15 protein-coding genes and 1 tRNA gene are annotated in these 17,307 nt (G+C 61.2%); 10 read left to right on the top strand and 6 right to left on the bottom strand.

Annotated elements, in window-relative coordinates; genetic code table 11:
• The first annotated feature begins 224 nt into the window (after positions 1-224).
• The 6 genes from pcsA to ATN84_RS10495 all read left to right on the top strand — a co-directional run bounded on the left by pcsA (position 225) and on the right by ATN84_RS10495 (position 6,806).
• A complete protein-coding gene (gene pcsA, locus ATN84_RS10520; RefSeq protein WP_068881597.1) occupies positions 225-992 on the top strand; it encodes a phosphatidylcholine synthase in 768 nt (255 codons plus the stop codon).
• Entirely contained in the window at positions 989-1,963 is a 975-nt protein-coding gene (locus tag ATN84_RS10515; RefSeq protein ID WP_068881596.1) for a quinone oxidoreductase family protein, read from the top strand. The genes pcsA and ATN84_RS10515 overlap by 4 nt, the downstream gene beginning before the upstream one ends.
• A gap of 114 nt (positions 1,964-2,077) precedes the next feature.
• Complete coding sequence (locus ATN84_RS10510; RefSeq protein WP_068881595.1) at positions 2,078-3,646, top strand: ABC transporter ATP-binding protein; 1,569 nt, start codon at positions 2,078-2,080, stop codon at positions 3,644-3,646.
• A complete protein-coding gene (locus ATN84_RS10505; RefSeq protein ID WP_068881594.1) occupies positions 3,646-4,749 on the top strand; it encodes an ABC transporter permease in 1,104 nt (367 codons plus the stop codon). The genes ATN84_RS10510 and ATN84_RS10505 overlap by 1 nt, the downstream gene beginning before the upstream one ends.
• A 2-nt stretch (positions 4,750-4,751) precedes the next feature.
• Complete coding sequence (locus ATN84_RS10500) at positions 4,752-5,672, top strand: ABC transporter permease (protein ID WP_068881593.1); 921 nt, start codon at positions 4,752-4,754, stop codon at positions 5,670-5,672.
• Between the two features lie 63 nt (positions 5,673-5,735).
• A complete protein-coding gene (locus ATN84_RS10495; RefSeq protein ID WP_068881592.1) occupies positions 5,736-6,806 on the top strand; it encodes a BMP family ABC transporter substrate-binding protein in 1,071 nt (356 codons plus the stop codon).
• 286 nt (positions 6,807-7,092) lie between these two features.
• Here the strand turns inward: ATN84_RS10495 and parE are convergent, their stop codons facing one another.
• Positions 7,093-9,201: a DNA topoisomerase IV subunit B gene (parE, locus tag ATN84_RS10490; protein ID WP_068881591.1), complete on the bottom strand. Its 2,109-nt coding sequence runs from the start codon at positions 9,199-9,201 to the stop codon at positions 7,093-7,095.
• Positions 9,202-9,473: 272 nt separating this feature from the next.
• Between parE and ATN84_RS10485 the strand changes: the two genes are divergently transcribed.
• Positions 9,474-10,421, top strand: a complete 948-nt coding sequence (locus ATN84_RS10485; RefSeq protein ID WP_244491057.1) for a DMT family transporter — start codon at positions 9,474-9,476, stop codon at positions 10,419-10,421.
• A 60-nt stretch (positions 10,422-10,481) separates the two neighbouring features.
• Complete coding sequence (locus ATN84_RS10480) at positions 10,482-12,491, top strand: acetyl-CoA carboxylase biotin carboxylase subunit (protein WP_068881590.1); 2,010 nt, start codon at positions 10,482-10,484, stop codon at positions 12,489-12,491.
• Here ATN84_RS10480 and lipB read toward each other — a convergent pair whose 3' ends face one another.
• The 5 genes from lipB to folE all read right to left on the bottom strand — a co-directional run bounded on the left by lipB (position 12,492) and on the right by folE (position 16,090).
• On the bottom strand, positions 12,492-13,319 hold the full coding sequence (gene lipB, locus ATN84_RS10475) for a lipoyl(octanoyl) transferase LipB (protein WP_068881589.1): 828 nt from the start codon (positions 13,317-13,319) through the stop codon (positions 12,492-12,494).
• Between the two features lie 82 nt (positions 13,320-13,401).
• Positions 13,402-13,486: transfer RNA gene (locus tag ATN84_RS10470), tRNA-Leu, on the bottom strand.
• Positions 13,487-13,787: 301 nt separating this feature from the next.
• Positions 13,788-14,684, bottom strand: coding sequence for a patatin family protein (locus ATN84_RS10465; RefSeq protein ID WP_425287397.1), 897 nt, complete (start codon positions 14,682-14,684; stop codon positions 13,788-13,790).
• A 270-nt stretch (positions 14,685-14,954) separates the two neighbouring features.
• Entirely contained in the window at positions 14,955-15,362 is a 408-nt protein-coding gene (gene hisI / locus ATN84_RS10460) for a phosphoribosyl-AMP cyclohydrolase (RefSeq protein WP_068881588.1), read from the bottom strand.
• A gap of 101 nt (positions 15,363-15,463) precedes the next feature.
• On the bottom strand, positions 15,464-16,090 hold the full coding sequence (gene folE, locus ATN84_RS10455; protein WP_068881587.1) for a GTP cyclohydrolase I FolE: 627 nt from the start codon (positions 16,088-16,090) through the stop codon (positions 15,464-15,466).
• A 250-nt stretch (positions 16,091-16,340) separates the two neighbouring features.
• Between folE and ATN84_RS10450 the strand changes: the two genes are divergently transcribed.
• Positions 16,341-16,784, top strand: a complete 444-nt coding sequence (locus ATN84_RS10450) for an iron-sulfur cluster assembly scaffold protein (RefSeq protein ID WP_068881586.1) — start codon at positions 16,341-16,343, stop codon at positions 16,782-16,784.
• A 3-nt stretch (positions 16,785-16,787) separates the two neighbouring features.
• Positions 16,788-17,153 (top strand): membrane protein insertion efficiency factor YidD, encoded by a 366-nt coding sequence (yidD, locus tag ATN84_RS10445; protein ID WP_068881585.1) that lies wholly within the window; start codon positions 16,788-16,790, stop codon positions 17,151-17,153.
• Positions 17,154-17,307 lie beyond the last annotated feature (154 nt).

Here is a 17,307-nt window from a genome sequence, read left to right as displayed (position 1 = left end):
TTCACTTCCTCGCGCCTCGATCCGTCCGAAACTGGCACTATCCTCTCGCCGCATCATCTATGTCCGGACGAGGCAAAAGACACGGAAAAAATCGCCATGGGGTCATCTTCCATGGGAAGAAATGCGTTTTATGGGATAACTCGCTTGCTCTTTGAGCATTATTGGCGAAAAGCTGACCGCAAGGGTACGTCTCCGGGACAGGGCAGAAGGAATCGGCAAAACACGTGAAAGCGAAATTGTCTGGAAAAATCAGGACCAAGAAAGTCACCGCGCCGCAGGCCCGCGCCTTTTCGGTTCATCTGCTGACGGCGTCCGGCTCATTTCTGGCGTTTCTCTCGATCGTTGCGGCGAGCGAGGAGCGCTGGACCGCCATGTTCTGGTGGCTGGGCCTTGCCCTGTTCGTTGACGGCATAGACGGACCGATCGCCCGCAAGCTGGACGTGAAGGATGTCCTGCCCACCTGGTCCGGCGAACTCCTCGACAATATCATCGACTATGTCACTTACGTGCTGATCCCCGCCTTCGCCCTCTACCAGAGCGGCTTCATGGGCGAGGGGCTTTCATTCCTGTCGGGCGCGATCATCGTCATGTCGAGCGCCATCTATTATGCCGACACGAGCATGAAGACGAAGGAGAACTTCTTCAAAGGGTTCCCCGTCGTTTGGAATATGGTGGTCTTCACCCTGTTCATCGTCCAGCCGGGCGAGTGGATCGCCTTCGCGACGGTGGTCATCTCCGCCATCCTGTCCTTCCTGCCCATCAATTTCCTGCATCCCGTGCGGGTCATCCGGCTGCGCCCGCTCAATCTCACCATTTTCCTTCTCTGGTGCCTCCTCGGCGCGGTAGCGCTGCTCTATGCGCTGGAAGCGCCGCTATGGGTGCGCATCGGCATCTCCGTCACTGGCATCTATCTCTATTGCATCGGCGCCATCATGCAGTTCTTCCCGCAATTGGGGCACAAGGGCCCCACCGATAATGGAGTGCAACCATGATCCAAGCCATACGCGTTCATGAGATCGGCGGCCCCGAGGTGCTTATCCATGAAACGATGGAGCTCGGTGAGCCGGGGCCGGGCGAGGCAAAAGTCCGGCATGAGGCCATCGGCCTCAATTTCATCGACGTCTATTTCCGCACCGGCCTCTACAAGGCGCCGTCGCTGCCCTTCATTCCCGGCAGCGAAGGCGCCGGCATAGTCATCTCCGTCGGGCCGGGCGTTACGCATGTGAAGCCGGGCGATCGCGTGGCCTATGTCACCACGCCGGGATCCTATGCCGAAGAGCGCATCGTTGCCGCCGATCGCCTGGTGATCGTGCCGGATGCCATCGATCTCAGGACCGCCGCCTCCATCATGCTGAAGGGCATGACGGCCCAATATCTCCTGCGCCGCACCTATCCAGTGAAGAAAGGCGACACGATCCTCTTTCACGCGGCGGCGGGCGGCGTCGGTCTCATCGCCGGGCAATGGGCGAAACATCTGGGCGCGACCGTGATCGGCACCGCCGGCTCGCCGGAAAAGGTCGAGCTCGCCAAGGCCAATGGCTATGATCACGTCATCAATTACCGCACCGAGAACTTTGCCGAGCGGGTGAAGGAGCTGACCGGCGGGCAGGGCGTCGAGGTGGTCTATGATTCGGTCGGCAAGGATACCTTCCCGGCTTCGCTCGACGTGTTGAAGCCGCTCGGCATGTTCGTCTGCTTCGGTCAGTCTTCCGGCCCGATCCCGCCATTCGACATGGGGCTCCTGGCGCAGAAGGGATCGCTCTTCGCCACGCGGCCGTCGATCTTTGCCTATATCGCCAAGCGGCAGGACCTCGAAGCCTCAGCGAAGGACCTCTTCTCCGTCATCGAAAGCGGCGCTGTGTCGGTGAAGATCAACCAGACCTATGCGCTGAAGGACGTCGCCAAGGCCCATTCGGATCTCGAAAGCCGCAAAACGACGGGCGCGACCGTGCTCATTCCGTAAGCGGTTGAGCCTGCTGCATCTTTGATGTGCGAAATTCGCCGGCCGCGAGCTTTTCCACTTCCCAATATTGCGGGGGCTGCATAAGATTGCCCGCAATAAGCCTTTTGGGGAACTATGTCACTCACCTCAACCGACCAGCCGCTTCTGGATGCTCGCCGGATCACCAAGACGTTCGGTAGTCTCGTAGCCTGTGACGCGATCGATCTCGTCATTCAGCCGGGCGAGATTCACGCGCTGCTCGGCGAAAACGGCGCGGGAAAATCCACCTTCGTGAAGATGCTGTTCGGCTCGCTGCAGCCGGTTTCGGGCGAGATCTTCTGGAAAGGCCGGCCGGTCAGCATTTCAAGTCCCGCCGTCGCGCGCTCGCTCGGCATCGGCATGGTTTTTCAGCATTTTTCGCTGTTCGATTCGCTGACGGCCGCCGAAAACATCGCGCTATCGCTCGATAAATCCATTCCGCTGTCGGATATCGCGAGCCGCGCGCGCGACATAGGCGAGGCTTACGGGCTGCCGCTCGATCCGGACGCTCTGGTCGGCGATCTCTCGGTAGGCGAGCGTCAGCGCATCGAGATCATCCGCTGCCTTCTGCAGGAACCGGATCTGATCATCCTCGACGAGCCGACATCGGTGCTGACCCCGCAGGAAGCCGACCGCCTGTTCGTGACGCTCGAACGGCTTCGCGCCGAAGGAAAGTCGATCCTCTATATCAGCCACCGGCTGGAGGAGGTGAAACGGCTCTGCGACCGGGCGACCGTGCTGCGCCATGGCAAGGTCGTGGCCCATTGCGACCCCCGCAAGGAGACCGCCGCATCCCTGGCGCGCATGATGGTCGGCACCGACATCCGGATCGTTCATCGTAACCCGCCGAAGGGCGGGGACGGCGAGGCCAGGCCGCTCCTCGAAATCGCCGGGCTGAGCCAGCCGCCGCGCGGACCCTTTTCCACGGCGCTGCGCGACATGCAGCTGGTCCTGCATGCCGGCGAGATTGTCGGGATTGCCGGCGTCGCCGGTAACGGGCAGGGCGAATTCTTCGAGGCTGTGTCGGGCGAAGTGCTGCAGATCGCGCCCGACATCGTTCGCATTGGCGGGATCGCCGCCGGGCGGGCGGGCATTTCACGGCGCAGGGAACTCGGCGCGGCATTCGTTCCCGAAGAGCGTCTGGGGCACGGCGCCGTGCCGGAATTGCCGCTGACGGATAATCTCTTTCTCTCCCGATACGCGACCGACAGCGGGACATTTCTGCGCGGCGGAGCACTGAAAGTTCTGGCGCAGAACGCATTGCAATCCGCCGTAAAGCGCATCGCCAAGACGATGGATGTGCGCAAGAGCGGTGAAAATCCCGATGCATCTGCCTTGTCAGGCGGGAATTTACAGAAATTCATCATCGGGCGGGAACTCGATCGCAAGCCCGCCGTCCTGGTGGTCAACCAGCCGACATGGGGTGTCGATGCCGGAGCCTCGGCCCATATCCGGCAGGCGCTGATCGATCTGGCGCGCAGCGGATCCGCCGTCTTGATCATCAGCCAGGATCTGGATGAATTGCTGGAAATCTGCGACAGGATAGCGGTGATGAATCACGGCACCCTTTCCGAAGCGCTCCCTATAGGCGAGGTGACGCTGGAGAAGATCGGTCTGATGATGGGCGGTGCCGATGCGGGGCATGAGATTGCGGGCGGAATGTAATGCGTATCGAACTGGTCAAACGGCCGCAACATTCGGTTCTGTTCAGCGCGCTTTCCCCGGTGATCGCCCTGCTGCTGACGCTCGTCGCCGGCATGGTGCTTTTCGCACTGCTCGGCAAGCCCCCGCTCGGCTCGCTCTACGTCTATTTCGTCGAGCCGCTTCTGGAAGTCTGGTCGCTGCATGAACTTCTGGTCAAGGCGGCGCCGCTGATCCTCATCGCGGTTGGCCTTTCCCTCTGCTATCTCTCCAACAACTGGAACATTGGCGCCGAGGGGCAGTTCATTGCCGGCGCCATCGCCGGATCGATCCTGCCCGTCATGTTTCCCGATTTCCAGTCCTGGATCGTGCTGCCGCTGATGCTCCTGATGGGTATAGCGGGAGGTGCCGCTTATGCCGCCATTCCAGCTTTCCTGAAGGTCCGCTTCAACACCAATGAAATCCTGACGAGCCTGATGCTCGTCTATGTCGCGCAATTCTTTCTCGACTGGCTGGTGCGCGGGCCCTGGCGCAACCCGGAGGGCTATAATTTCCCCGAAACCAGGCAGTTCAACGATGCCGCCATCCTGCCTGAGATATGGACAGCATCCGGCCGCGCTCATTGGGGCATGGTTCTGGCGCTTGCCGCCGCGGTCGCGCTCTGGTTTCTCCTGTCGCGCACCATGAAGGGTTTCGAGGTCAAGGTGTTGGGCAGCAGCCAGCGGGCAGGGCGCTTCGCCGGCTTCAGCCCTGCCAGAATGACTTTCTTCGTCTTTCTTGTTTCCGGTGCATGCGCCGGCCTTGCCGGCATTGCCGAAGTCTCCGGCGCGATTGGTCAGCTCAGGCCCAGCATTTCACCAGGCTACGGCTTCACGGCCATCATCGTCGCCTTTCTCGGGCGGCTCAATCCGCTGGGCATCGTCGCCGCAGGGCTCGTTCTCGCCTTGTCTTATCTCGGCGGCGAGGCCGCGCAGGTCTCTATCGGCATTTCGGAAAAATCGGCCCGCGTCTTCCAGGGCATGATCCTGTTCTTCGTCCTGGCGAGCGATACCTTGATCCATTACCGCATCCGGTTCGTCCCCACGCCCGGCGCAACGGTTGCGGCCAAGCCGGCTGGGGAGGGATGACCATGGAAATGACGCAGGCCATCCTCCTGACAGTCGCCACCGCCGCCACGCCGCTGCTCATTGCCGCGATCGGCGAGCTGGTGGTGGAGCGCTCCGGCGTTCTCAATCTCGGCGTCGAGGGCATGATGATCATGGGTGCGGTGACGGCATTCGCCGTTGCGCAATTAACCGGCTCCGCATGGCTCGGCATGTTCGCGGCCATTCTGGCGGGCGCCGCCTTCTCGGCCCTCTTCGGCTTCCTGACCCTGACGCTGGTGACCAATCAGGTGGCGAGCGGGCTCGCGCTCACCATCCTGGGCCTTGGCGCCTCCGCCATGATCGGCGAGAGCTTCGTCGGCCTGCCGGGCGTTCGGCTGGAGCCCATCCATATCCCCTATCTTACGGAGCTGCCGCTGGTCGGCCGGTTCCTGTTCGGCCAGGACCCTATCTTCTATCTCTCGATCCTCCTCGTCGCAGGCGTCGCCTGGTTCCTCTTCCGCACCCGGGCCGGATTGACGCTGCGCGCGATCGGCGACAATCACGGTTCGGCTCATGCGCTGGGCGTCCATGTGATCCGCACCCGCTATCTCGCCGTGCTCTTCGGCGGTGCCTGCGCCGGGCTTGCCGGGGCGCAGCTCTCGCTCGTCTATGTACCGCAATGGGTGGAGAACATGACGGCCGGCCGCGGCTGGATCGCGCTCGCGCTGGTCGTCTTCGCGTCATGGCGGCCTTGGCGGGTCCTGATCGGGGCCTATCTCTTCGGTGCGGTGACGATCGGCCAGTTGCACACGCAGGCGCTCGGCTTCGGCCTGCCGTCGCAGTTTCTTTCTTCGCTGCCCTATCTGGCAACCATACTGGTTCTTGTCTTAATCTCGCGGAACCGGCGCCTGACGATGATGAACACTCCGACCTCGCTCGGGAAGCCATTCGTCCCGGACCGCTAAACGAGAAATGCAAGGGAACATTCCTGTCTTTCAGGATGGGTATTTAACAGGAGAACAGGCAATATGAAAAAGATGCTTCTGGCGCTGGCCGCCGTGGCGAGCTTCGCTTTGAGCGGCGCCGCCCACGCTCAAGAGGAGAAGCTCAAGGTGGGCTTCATCTATATCGGCCCTCCCGGCGATTTCGGCTGGACCTATCAGCACGACCAGGGCCGCAAGGCGCTCGAGGCCGCGCTCGGCGACAAGGTCGAAACGACCTATCTGGAAAACGTGCCGGAAGGCTCGGATGCGGAACGCTCCATCGAGCGTCTGGCGCGCGCCGGCAACAAGCTGATCTTCACGACGTCCTTCGGCTATATGGATGCCACAATCAAGGTCGCCAAGAAATTCCCGGATGTGAAGTTCGAGCACGCCACCGGCTACAAGACCGCCGAGAATGTCTCGGTCTATAATTCGCGGTTCTATGAGGGCCGTTACATCCAGGGCCAGATCGCCGCCAAGATGTCGAAGGCGGGCGTTGCCGGCTATATCGGTTCTGTTCCGATCCCCGAAGTGGTGCAGGGCATCAACTCCTTCATGCTCGGCGCCCAGTCGGTCAATCCGGATTTCAAGGTGAAGATCATCTGGGTCAATTCCTGGTTCGATCCGGGCAAGGAAGCCGATACCGCCAAGGCGCTGATCGACCAGGGCGTCGACATCATCACCCAGCATACCGATTCCACCGCGGCGATGCAGGTGGCGGCGGAGCGCGGCATCAAGGCCTTCGGTCAGGCTTCGGACATGATCAAGTTCGGCCCTGAAACGCAGCTGACCTCCATCGTCGATGAATGGGGCCCTTATTATATCGAGCGCGCCAAGGCCGTTCTCGACGGCACGTGGAAATCGCAGAACATCTTCCACGGCATGCACGAAGGCCTCGTCGTCATGGCGCCTTACACCAACATGCCCGACGACGTGAAAAAGATGGCCGAGGAAACCCAAGCCAAGATCACCTCGGGCGAGTTCAAGCCCTTCACCGGCCCGATCAAGAAACAGGACGGCTCGGAATGGCTCAAGGAAGGCGAAACCGCCGATGACAAGGCCATCCTCGGCATGAATTTCTATATCGCCGGTATCGACGACAAGCTGCCGAAGTAAGGCGGCGCGATAGCGGTAGGAGAAGAGGGGCGCCGGGAAAGCGGCGCCCTTTTTTGTTTCGTCTGGAGCGGTTTTCGCTTTGATGGATTGGGGGCTTTTTAGATAGCGATGGCCTTAATGTCCCATCACTGGTGAAGTGGCGTTGTTCCGGAATGGATCCTCGGGTCAAGCCCGAGGATCCATGCCTGAACAGTCCAAACGGACACCGCTTCGCAGTTTAGGCACCCTGCGAAGACACTTCATACAAATGAAAACGTCAATGTTTCCGACTTAAAGACGAACTGCCCTAAATATCCAGCTCCTCGACGAATGCCGCGCGCTCCTGGATGAAGCGGAAGCGGGCGTCCGGCTTGGTGCCCATCAGATCGTCGACGGCGGCTTTGGTTTCCGGCGCCGTCTCCTCGGCGATCTCGACCTGGAGCAGCATCCGCTTGCGCGGGTCCATTGTTGTTTCCTTCAATTGCTCGGCGCGCATTTCGCCGAGGCCCTTGAAACGCCCGATCTCGATCTTGCCCTTGCCGGTAAATACGGTTTTCAGCAGTTCGTCCTTATGCGCGTCGTCGCGGGCATAGGCCGTCTTGCCGCCCTGGCTGATGCGATAAAGCGGTGGAACAGCCAGATAGAGATGCCCGCCACGGATCAGGTCAGGCATTTCCTGATAGAAGAAGGTGATCAGCAGCGAGGCGATATGCGCGCCGTCCACGTCAGCATCGGTCATGACGATGACGCGGTCGTAGCGCAGATCCTCCTCGCGATATTTGGACCGCGTGCCGCAGCCGAGCGCCTGGATCAGATCGGCGATCTGCTGGTTGGCGGAGAGCTTGTCGCGTCCTGCACTCGCCACGTTCAGGATCTTGCCGCGCAAGGGCAGCACGGCCTGGCTCGCACGGTCGCGCGCCTGCTTGGCGGAGCCGCCGGCCGAATCACCTTCGACGATGAAGAGCTCCGCGCCCGCGGCCGCATTCTGCGTGCAATCGGCAAGCTTGCCGGGCAGGCGCAATTTGCGCACGGCGGTTTTGCGGCTGACTTCCTTCTCCTGGCGCCGGCGCACGCGCTCCTCGGCGCGCTCCACCACCCAGTCCAGGAGCTTGGAGGCTTCCTGCGGAGAGGCTGCGAGCCAATGGTCGAAAGGGTCGCGAATGGCGTTCTCGACGATGCGCTGGGCTTCCGTCGTCGCCAGCCGGTCCTTGGTCTGGCCGACGAATTCCGGCTCGCGGATGAAGACCGAGAGCATTGCGGCGGCCGAGATCATCACGTCGTCGGTGGTGATGATCGAAGCGCGCTTGTTGTTGGTCAGCTCCGCATAGGCCTTCAGCCCGCGCGTGATGGCGAGGCGGAAGCCCGCCTCGTGCGTGCCGCCTTCCGCCGTCGGAATGGTATTGCAGTAGGAATTGACGAAACCGTCGCCGCCATGCCAAGTGATGGCCCATTCCACGGCGCCATGTCCGCCCTGTTTTTCGGTCTTGCCGGCGAAAATCTCGCGCGTGACCTGATATTCCTTGCCGAGCGACGCCGCGAGATAGTCCTTCAGCCCACCGGGGAAATGGAACACCGCCTTATCCGGCGTGTCTTTCTTGGGGTCAAGCAGCGAAGGATCGCAGCTCCAGCGGATTTCGACGCCGCCGAAGAGATAGGCCTTGGACCGCGCCATGCGGTAGAGCCGCGCCGGATCGAATTTGGCATGCTTGCCGAAAATCTCATGATCCGGGTGGAATCGTACACGTGTACCGCGCCGGTTATGCACCTCGCCCAATTCCTCAAGGCCGCCTTGTGGAATGCCGCGCGAGAAGCGCTGGCGGTAGAGCTTGCGCCCGCGCGCCACTTCCACTTCCAGGAAATCCGAAAGCGCGTTGACGACGGAAACGCCGACGCCGTGCAGGCCGCCGGACGTCTCATAAGCCTTGCCGTCGAATTTGCCGCCGGCATGGAGCTTGGTCATGATGACTTCGAGCGTCGATTTGCCCGGCACCTGTGGATGGTTTTCGACGGGAATGCCGCGGCCATTATCCGTGACCGTCAGGAAACCTTCGGCATCGAGATTGACCTCGATGAAATTGGCGTGGCCCGCCACCGCCTCGTCCATGGAGTTGTCGATGACTTCGGCGAAGAGATGGTGCAGCGCCTTCTCGTCCGTGCCGCCGATATACATGCCCGGGCGCAGGCGCACCGGCTCCAGTCCTTCCAGAACGCGGATGGCGGAGGCATTGTACTCGTCATTGTCGCCGCGCAGGGGTGTGCTGCGCGGTGCAGATGGCGCTGTGACCGGCTGAACGGGCGAGGGCGCCTTGCCCGTCGTCAGCGGCACGACGACTGCCGGCTCGGCGCTATGCTGCGCCGCCTGGCGTTCCCGCGCATTCTCCACAACCCTCGAGAAGAGATCGTTACTGTCATCCATATGGTTGGACCGGCCCCGTTTCAGTCATTCACTCAGAAATCGAATCACCCGGATAGTGCCATGCTTCGCCGCTAAAGGCGACCGAGGTTCGCCTTCCGTTCCCATGATGCCTCATCATATCCGGGGATTGTTTTCCAATTCTTAACCACGGTTTGCGGCAAAAAGGTGAGAAGCCGCTTCCCCCATGTCGATAAACGCCCATGGCGCGGCGTTCGGCAATGGCGTATGGGAATCTCCACGCTTCCTTTGCCGCAGCCTATGCAGGTCCCCCGATGCAGGAAAAAACGCAAGCCCCGGTCATGCAGCCCCATGTCAAGGGCATGATCGTCATGACCAGCGCGATGCTGTTCCTGCCGCTCCTCGACGCGATCGGCAAATGGCTCGCCACCGTCGATAGCCTGCCGCCGGCAACCATCAGTTTCTCCCGCTTCTTCGTCCAGTCGCTGTTGACGCTGGTCATTCTTCTGGGGATCGGCGGAGTAAAGGTGCTGAAAACCCGCAATCTCATGGGGAACCTGATCCGCGGCGCGCTGATGGGGCTCGGCAGCCTCTGCTTCTTCACGGCGGTCAAATACATGCCGCTCGCCGATGCGATCGCGATCTTCTTCGTCGAGCCGCTGCTCCTCACGCTGCTTTCGGCGCTCATCCTCAAGGAGGAGGTGGGCTGGCGGCGCCTGACGGCGGTCGTGGTCGGCTTCATCGGCACGCTGATCGTCATCCAGCCGAGCTTCGAGCTTTTCGGCTGGGTCGCGCTCCTGCCGCTCGGCACGGCGGCGTGCTTCGCGGTCTATCTGATCCTCAACCGCAGATATGCCGTCGCCGACAGTCCGCTGGTCATGCAGTTCTATGCCGGCATCGGCGGGGCGGCATTTTCGGCGCTGGTGCTCGGTGTCGGCGAGACGTTCGGCCATGCCGATATGGGGTTCGGCCTGCCCACGGTGACGCTCTCATGGTGGCTGCTGGTGGCGATGGGCGCGATTGCCACCATCGGTCATCTCTTGGTGGTGCAGGCCTTCCGCCTCGCGCCGGCATCGATGCTGGCGCCGTTCCAGTATTTCGAGATCGTCATGGCCGTATTTGTGGGGCTCGTCGTCTTCGGCGAGTTTCCGACACCGTCAAAATGGCTCGGCATCCTCATCATCATCGGATCCGGCATTTATGTCTTCATGCGCGAGCGCAGCAGGAAGGCCGCGGAGGAGGTGCCGGAAGCGCTTGTCTGATGCTCTTCCGGTATCGCATGTCTTTGTTGTAGAACTTTGCGCGAGGGAGGAAAAAGCCGGATGTTCAAGAAGATACTGATCGCAAACCGCGGTGAGATCGCCTGCCGTGTCATCAAGACGGCGCGCCGGATGGGCATTGCGACAGTTGCCGTTTTTTCGGATGCCGATCGCGACGCGTTGCATGTGGAAATGGCCGATGAGGCCGTGCATATCGGCCCGTCCGCTGCTGCCGAGAGCTATCTCGTCGCCGAAAAGATCATCGAGGCCTGCAAGCAGACCGGTGCAGAGGCCGTGCATCCCGGCTACGGCTTCCTTTCCGAGCGCGCCTCCTTTTGCGAAGCGCTGGAAAATGCCGGCATCGTCTTTATCGGCCCAAAGTCGAAAGCCATCGTGGCGATGGGCGACAAGATCGAATCGAAGAAATTCGCCAACGCAGCTAAGGTGAACACCGTTCCGGGTTTCCTCGATGTCATCACCGATGCGGCCCATGCCGAGCGGATCGCCGGCGAGATCGGCTATCCCGTCATGATCAAGGCTTCGGCAGGCGGCGGCGGCAAGGGCATGCGCATTGCGTGGAATGCGGCCGAGGTGCGCGACGGTTTCGAGCGCGCGCGCTCGGAGGCGAAGAGTTCCTTCGGCGACGATCGCGTCTTCATCGAGAAATTCATCGTCGAGCCGCGCCATATCGAGATCCAGGTGCTGGCGGATGCCCATGGCAATTGCCTTTATCTAGGCGAGCGCGAATGTTCGATCCAGCGGCGCAACCAGAAGGTCGTAGAGGAAGCGCCGTCGCCTTTCCTCGATGAAGCGACGCGGCTCGCCATGGGCGAGCAGGCCGTGGCGCTGGCCCAGGCGGTGGATTACCAGAGCGCCGGCACCGTCGAGTTCATCGTCGACAAGGACCGCAATTTCTATTTCCTCGAAATGAACACGCGGCTGCAGGTCGAGCATCCCGTGACGGAACTCGTCACGGGCATCGATCTCGTCGAAGCGATGATCCGCATTGCCAGCGGGGAGAAGCTCAAGCTGCGGCAGGAGGATATCAAGCTCAATGGCTGGGCGATCGAAAGCCGCCTCTATGCCGAGGACCCTTACCGCAATTTCCTGCCCTCCATTGGCCGGCTGACACGCTATCGCCCGCCCGCCGAGGGACCTTCCGGCAATGCCGTCATCCGTAACGATACGGGCGTGGTAGAAGGCGCTGAAATCTCGATGTTCTACGACCCGATGGTCGCCAAGCTCTGTACCTGGGCGCCGACGCGTATCGAGGCGATCGACGCCATGGCTGATGCGCTCGATACCTTCGTGGTCGATGGCATCGCACATAATATCCCGTTCCTCTCGGCGCTGATGCAGCATCCGCGTTGGCGTGAGGGGCGGCTTTCGACCGGGTTCATCGCGGAAGAGTTTCCAGAGGGCTTTCAGCCGATCGCTCCTGATGAGACCGATCTGAAGATTTTGGCCGCAGTAACGCTGGCTGTCGAACTTGTCCGCAAGGAGCGCCTCGATCATTTCGCCGATCGGCTGCGCCCGCATTCCGGCCGGATCAATCCGAACTGGGAAGTGAGGATCGGAGAGCGCTATTTCCCGATCGAGCTTGCGGAGGCAAATGCCGTACCGCCCGTTACGCTTGTCCTGACCATCTGCGGCGAAAACGTTCGGCTGCACAGCCCATGGAAGCCGGGCGAAATCATCTGGCGCGGGGAGATCGGCGGGCATTTCGTCAATGCGCAGGTCCGGCCGGTGCTCAATGGCGTGCGGATCGATTGGAAAGGCATGTCGGTCACATCGCGCGCCATGTCGCCGCGGATCGCCGAGCTCGACCGGCTGATGCCGGTAAAAACGCCGCCGGACACCTCCAAAATGCTGCTTTGCCCAATGCCCGGGCTGGTGGTCTCCATCAATGTGGAGACGGGGCAGGAGGTGAAGACCGGCGAGACACTGGCCGTGGTCGAGGCGATGAAGATGGAAAACGTGCTGCGCGCCGAGCGTGATCTGATCATATCCGCGATCAATGCGAAGAAGGGCGACAGCCTCGCCGTCGACGCCGTGATCATGGAGTTCGAATGATCAGCGATTCGCGGCGATAGAACCGAAAACGCTTCCAAATGCCTTGGCGAGCGCCAGGTCGAGGTCCTGCATGGTTAGCGGCAGTCCGAGATCGACGAGGCTTGTCACGCCGTGCTCGGTTACGCCGCAGGGCACGATGCCGCCGAAATTGGCAAGCTCCGGCTCGACATTGATGGCAATGCCGTGGAAGCTCACCCAGCGGCGCAGGCGGATGCCGATCGCTGCGATCTTGTCTTCCGCAAACGATCCATCGGCAAGCCGCGGCTTTTCCGGCCGTGTGACCCAGACGCCGATACGGTCCTCGCGCCGTTCGCCCTTGACGTTGAATTCGGCAAGCGTCCGGATAATCCAGTCCTCGAGCGCTGTAACGAAGGCGCGCACATCCTCGCGGCGACGCTTCAGATCGAGCATTACATAGGCAACACGCTGGCCAGGGCCGTGATAGGTATATTCGCCGCCGCGCCCGGTCTGGTAGACGGGAAACCGGTCGGGGGCGAGCAGGTCGCTCTCCCTGGCACTGGTGCCGGCGGTATAGAGCGGCGGGTGCTCGACAAGCCAGACGAGCTCCGGCGCGGTTCCTTCGCGAATCGCCGCAACGCGTGATTCCATGAAGGCGAGGGCGGCGGAATAGTCGGTCAGCCCCTCGGCGACGAGCCACTCCACCGGCGGTGAACCGTCAGTGGGGAGAAAGGTGGCTGGGAGGGCCGAACGCTCTCTGCGCCGACCCGTTTCGGAGCTTTGTAGCTCGCCTTGAATGGAAGAAATGGGATCATCTGTCGTCATGATGGTCCCATATGGACTTTTTGACGCCGAACTTCCAGACGGCATCTCATGCCGATAACAAGGTTGTCATCGGGCAAACTCGCGAAACTTGCGGGAAAACATCAACTTCTTCCCTCTAAGAGAAGAATGGTGCGGTCGAGAAGACTCGAACTTCCACGGGTTGCCCCACAGCGACCTCAACGCTGCGCGTCTACCAATTCCGCCACGACCGCATCGTGGTAGGGCCGAACTCATCGGCTCGCGGCATGTAGCAAATCGATCTGGGGGAAACAAGCCCAATATCGGCTTTGAAGCGTCTTTTTTCAAAGCCCTGGAAGAAGGGCATGTGAACGGCCGCATACCTCTGGGAAAATCCACTGACCGGCAAATTCCCGACCGTGGTTGCAGTGGAGCGGTTGAGGCATGGATTACAGTGACAAGCACTGGAATGACGGCAATTTGGCTGCTGAATCCTGATGTTCAACGTTCCCGCCTGCCCGGCGGGTTTCGGATGGGCGAAATCATCTCCACGCCCTAAACGAGAACCTTCTGCAGCCGCTTGATATCGTTGAGATGCTTCATCGTCTCTTCATAGCCGATGCTGATGGCCTCGTCGGCGCGATGGAATTCGGTGAGGCCGATATGGCCGACTGTCGGCATAAGCGAAATATCAGGTGGATCGCCGGCCATGCGGGCGCGCGAGATGCGATCCTGGATGATGTTGAAGGCTTCCATCATCACGCCGGTGATTCCAAGGCGCGTCTCGCGCTCCATCCGGCCGTCATTGCGATGACCGGGTATTTCCGCCTCGAGCAGCTGCTCCTGCTGCTGGCTGACATGCTTGACCACCGCAGCCCGGCCGAACTGATCATAGTGCAGGTTGACGGCGAGGACGAGCGGCTGTTCGTTCGCCCGGCATACAGAGACGGGGACCGGATTGACCAAGGCGCCGTCGACCAGCAAGCGACTGCCCAAACGCACCGGCTCGAACACGCCGGGCAGGGCATAGGACGCCCGCATCGCCGTCACCAGCGGACCATTGGAAAGCCATATCTCGTGACCGGTGCGCAATTCGGTGCAAACGGCCGTGAACGGCTTCCGGAGATCCGCGAAGGTCACGCCTTCCAGATGCTCGCGCAGCCGCCCGTCAAGCTTCATGCCGCCGAACAGGCCGCTGCCGCGAAGGGTGATATCGAGCAGATTGAACATACGCCGCCGCGTCAGCCCGCGTGCGAATTCCTCGAGCTCGTCGAGCTTTCCCGCCAGATAACAGCCGCCGACCAGGGCGCCGATGGAGGTGCCGGCGATCATCGATATCTCGATGCCTGCTTCCTCCAGGGCTCTCAGGACGCCGATATGCGTCCAGCCGCGAGCAGCACCCCCGCCGAGCGCCAGCGCGATCGGTGTCTTGTGCTCCCTGGGCCGGTTCACCGGCTCATCGGGCTGTTCGGGCTGCTGGAGGAGCGTGTTCTTCACATCGCTGCTCGCCGCACCGTTCCCCGCGCCGCCATTTTCCGAAGCCTGGCGATTTTTCCGTGAAACCCATTCGAGCACACCAATCACTCCTCATCGAACCGTGATGATTTTAGAAAGGATAGGTATCCAATGAATAAATATCGCAGAAAAATGGCGGCGTGTATCGCTACACAGGCTTTTGATGGGACGGGCGGGGCTGAAGGATCGTTCGATCGCAGGACGGGACTAATCCTTGGTAAGTACGGCCGCGCCATCTTTCGCCGAAATCGTGCGATAGAAGCAGGAGCGCCGGCCCGTATGGCAGGTGGGCCCGTCGCCCGCCACCTTAACCTTGAGCCACAGGGCGTCCTGGTCGCAATCGGTGCGGATTTCGGTGACCGTCTGCAGGTTTCCCGACGTTTCGCCCTTCTTCCACAGCGTCTTGCGCGAGCGCGACCAGTAATGGGCTATGCCGGTCTCAAGCGTCAGCCGCAGCGCCTCCTCGTTCATATGGGCGACCATCAGCAGCATGCCGTCGCCCGCATCGGTAACAACGGCGGTGATGAGGCCAGCGGCATCGAAACGCGGCGCGAAGATCGCGCCTTCTTCATTCTCGGCCTTGTCGGTGTTGGGTTCTGGAAAGTGGGAGGTCATGGTGCACCCGGGGACTGGCTGTCTGCGGCTCTTAAGCGAAAGCGGCCGGGCAGGGGATCGCAATCCACCTCGCCCAAGCCGTATGGGTAAGCAATGCGCGGTCAGCCGTGCCGCACCATCGTCATGAAGCGCACCTGCTCGTTGACGTCCTCGTGATACGTCCCCTTGAAGGTGGTGGTGATGGTGGTCGATCCCTGCTTGCGGATGCCGCGCATCGCCATGCACATATGGTCGGCCTCGATCATCACGGCGACGCCGCGCGGCTGCAGGATCGTGTCCATGGCGTCGGCGATCTGGGCGGTGATGCTCTCCTGCGTCTGCAGACGACGGCCGAAAATATCCACCAGCCGCGCGATCTTGGAAAGGCCGACGACCCGGCCGGCCGGCAGATAGGCGATATGCGCCTTGCCGATGATCGGCAGCATGTGGTGCTCGCAGTGCGAGTGGAAATTGATATCCTTCACCAGGACCGGATCGGCGTAGCCGGCGACTTCCTCGAAGGTGGTTCCGAGCACCTCCTCGGGCGATTCCTCATAGCCGGAGAAGAGCTCCTTATAGGATTTCACCACGCGCTTCGGCGTCTCGAGCAGGCCTTCGCGGTCCGGATTGTCACCGGCCCAGAGCAAAAGGGTACGCACGGCGGCTTCGGCTTCCTGCTGCGTCGGGCGTGTCACAGTTTTCTTTCCCTGGCGCGCGGAGCTCTCGCGGAGGTTCAAAATAGCGTCCATCAGTATCTCCCGTAGTCTCCTTCGAGGAGGAGACGAGTTAAACGGACAATACAACGATGCGCTGTCATGAGCGGGACGGTGTATTGATAGGCGGACGGGCCGTTTCGGCTCCCATCCTCTTCTCTGCGAGGCGCGATATGGCGGTTCGGCCTTGGCGCTCGCAGGTCACCCATATTATATAGATTGAAATTTGCATATTCAAAGAGCACCGCAGCGACAATATTTAGCGCTGGCGCGAAGGACGGCGACTATGATCGATGAAATTTATAACGCACGCATATTGGAATTTGCCGGAAACATTCCGCGGATCGGGCGCCTCGATGCACCGGATGCCAGCGCCACGGCCCATTCCAAGCTATGCGGATCGACCGTCACTGTCGATCTCAGGATGCGGGACGGCGTCGTTACCGATTTCGCCCATGACGTGAAGGCATGCGCGCTCGGGCAGGCGTCCTCTTCCATCATGGCGCGTCAGGTGATCGGCGCCACGACGGAAGAGCTGAAGGCCGTGCGCGAAACCATGCTGCGGATGCTGAAGGAAAACGGGGCGCCGCCGCAAGGACGTTTCGAGGACCTGAAATTCCTGGAGCCGATACGCGATTACAAGGCGCGCCACGCCTCGACCATGCTGACCTTCGATGCGGTTGTCGATTGCATCGAACAGATCGAGAAAAAGAGCGCTGCCGCGGCCTGAGTGATGTGCCATTCCCATCCGCATGATCCGGCGACCGCCCGTCCAAAGCGCTATAGCCGCAATTTCGATGGCTCCTGGCATAAGACGCCGGACCGTCTCGTCGGAACGGCGCTGGTGCGGCTCTACCAGCTGACCCTGTCGGGCTTCATCGGCAATTCCTGCCGTCATCTGCCGACCTGCTCGGAATATGCCTATGAGGCCATCGCCCGCCATGGTCTCTGGGCCGGCGGCTGGATGGGGCTGTTCCGCGTCATGCGCTGCGGGCCGGGGGGCACGCATGGGCTCGACCCCGTGCCGGAAACGCTGGATCCGGAATTTGCCTGGTATCTGCCCTGGCGCTACTGGCGCTGCTCGGCTTGCAAAAACTGAAAGGTGGCTCGGTGTTTTTAGCCGCATGATCTTGTCCAAAGTTAAGCGACTTTTCGAGATCATGCTTTAGCTCCTTGAAATACAAGGTGGCATCGCGTCTTTTTTGAGCCGCAATTTGCCTGCATTTCCCTCCCCGGACGTTCACATTCCAGCG

The organism is Paramesorhizobium deserti (assembly GCF_001558695.1).
GTDB lineage: Bacteria > Pseudomonadota > Alphaproteobacteria > Rhizobiales > Rhizobiaceae > Paramesorhizobium > Paramesorhizobium deserti.
The sequence above is the reverse complement of the archived record's forward strand: the minus strand, read 5'-3'. Positions and strand labels throughout refer to the sequence as shown.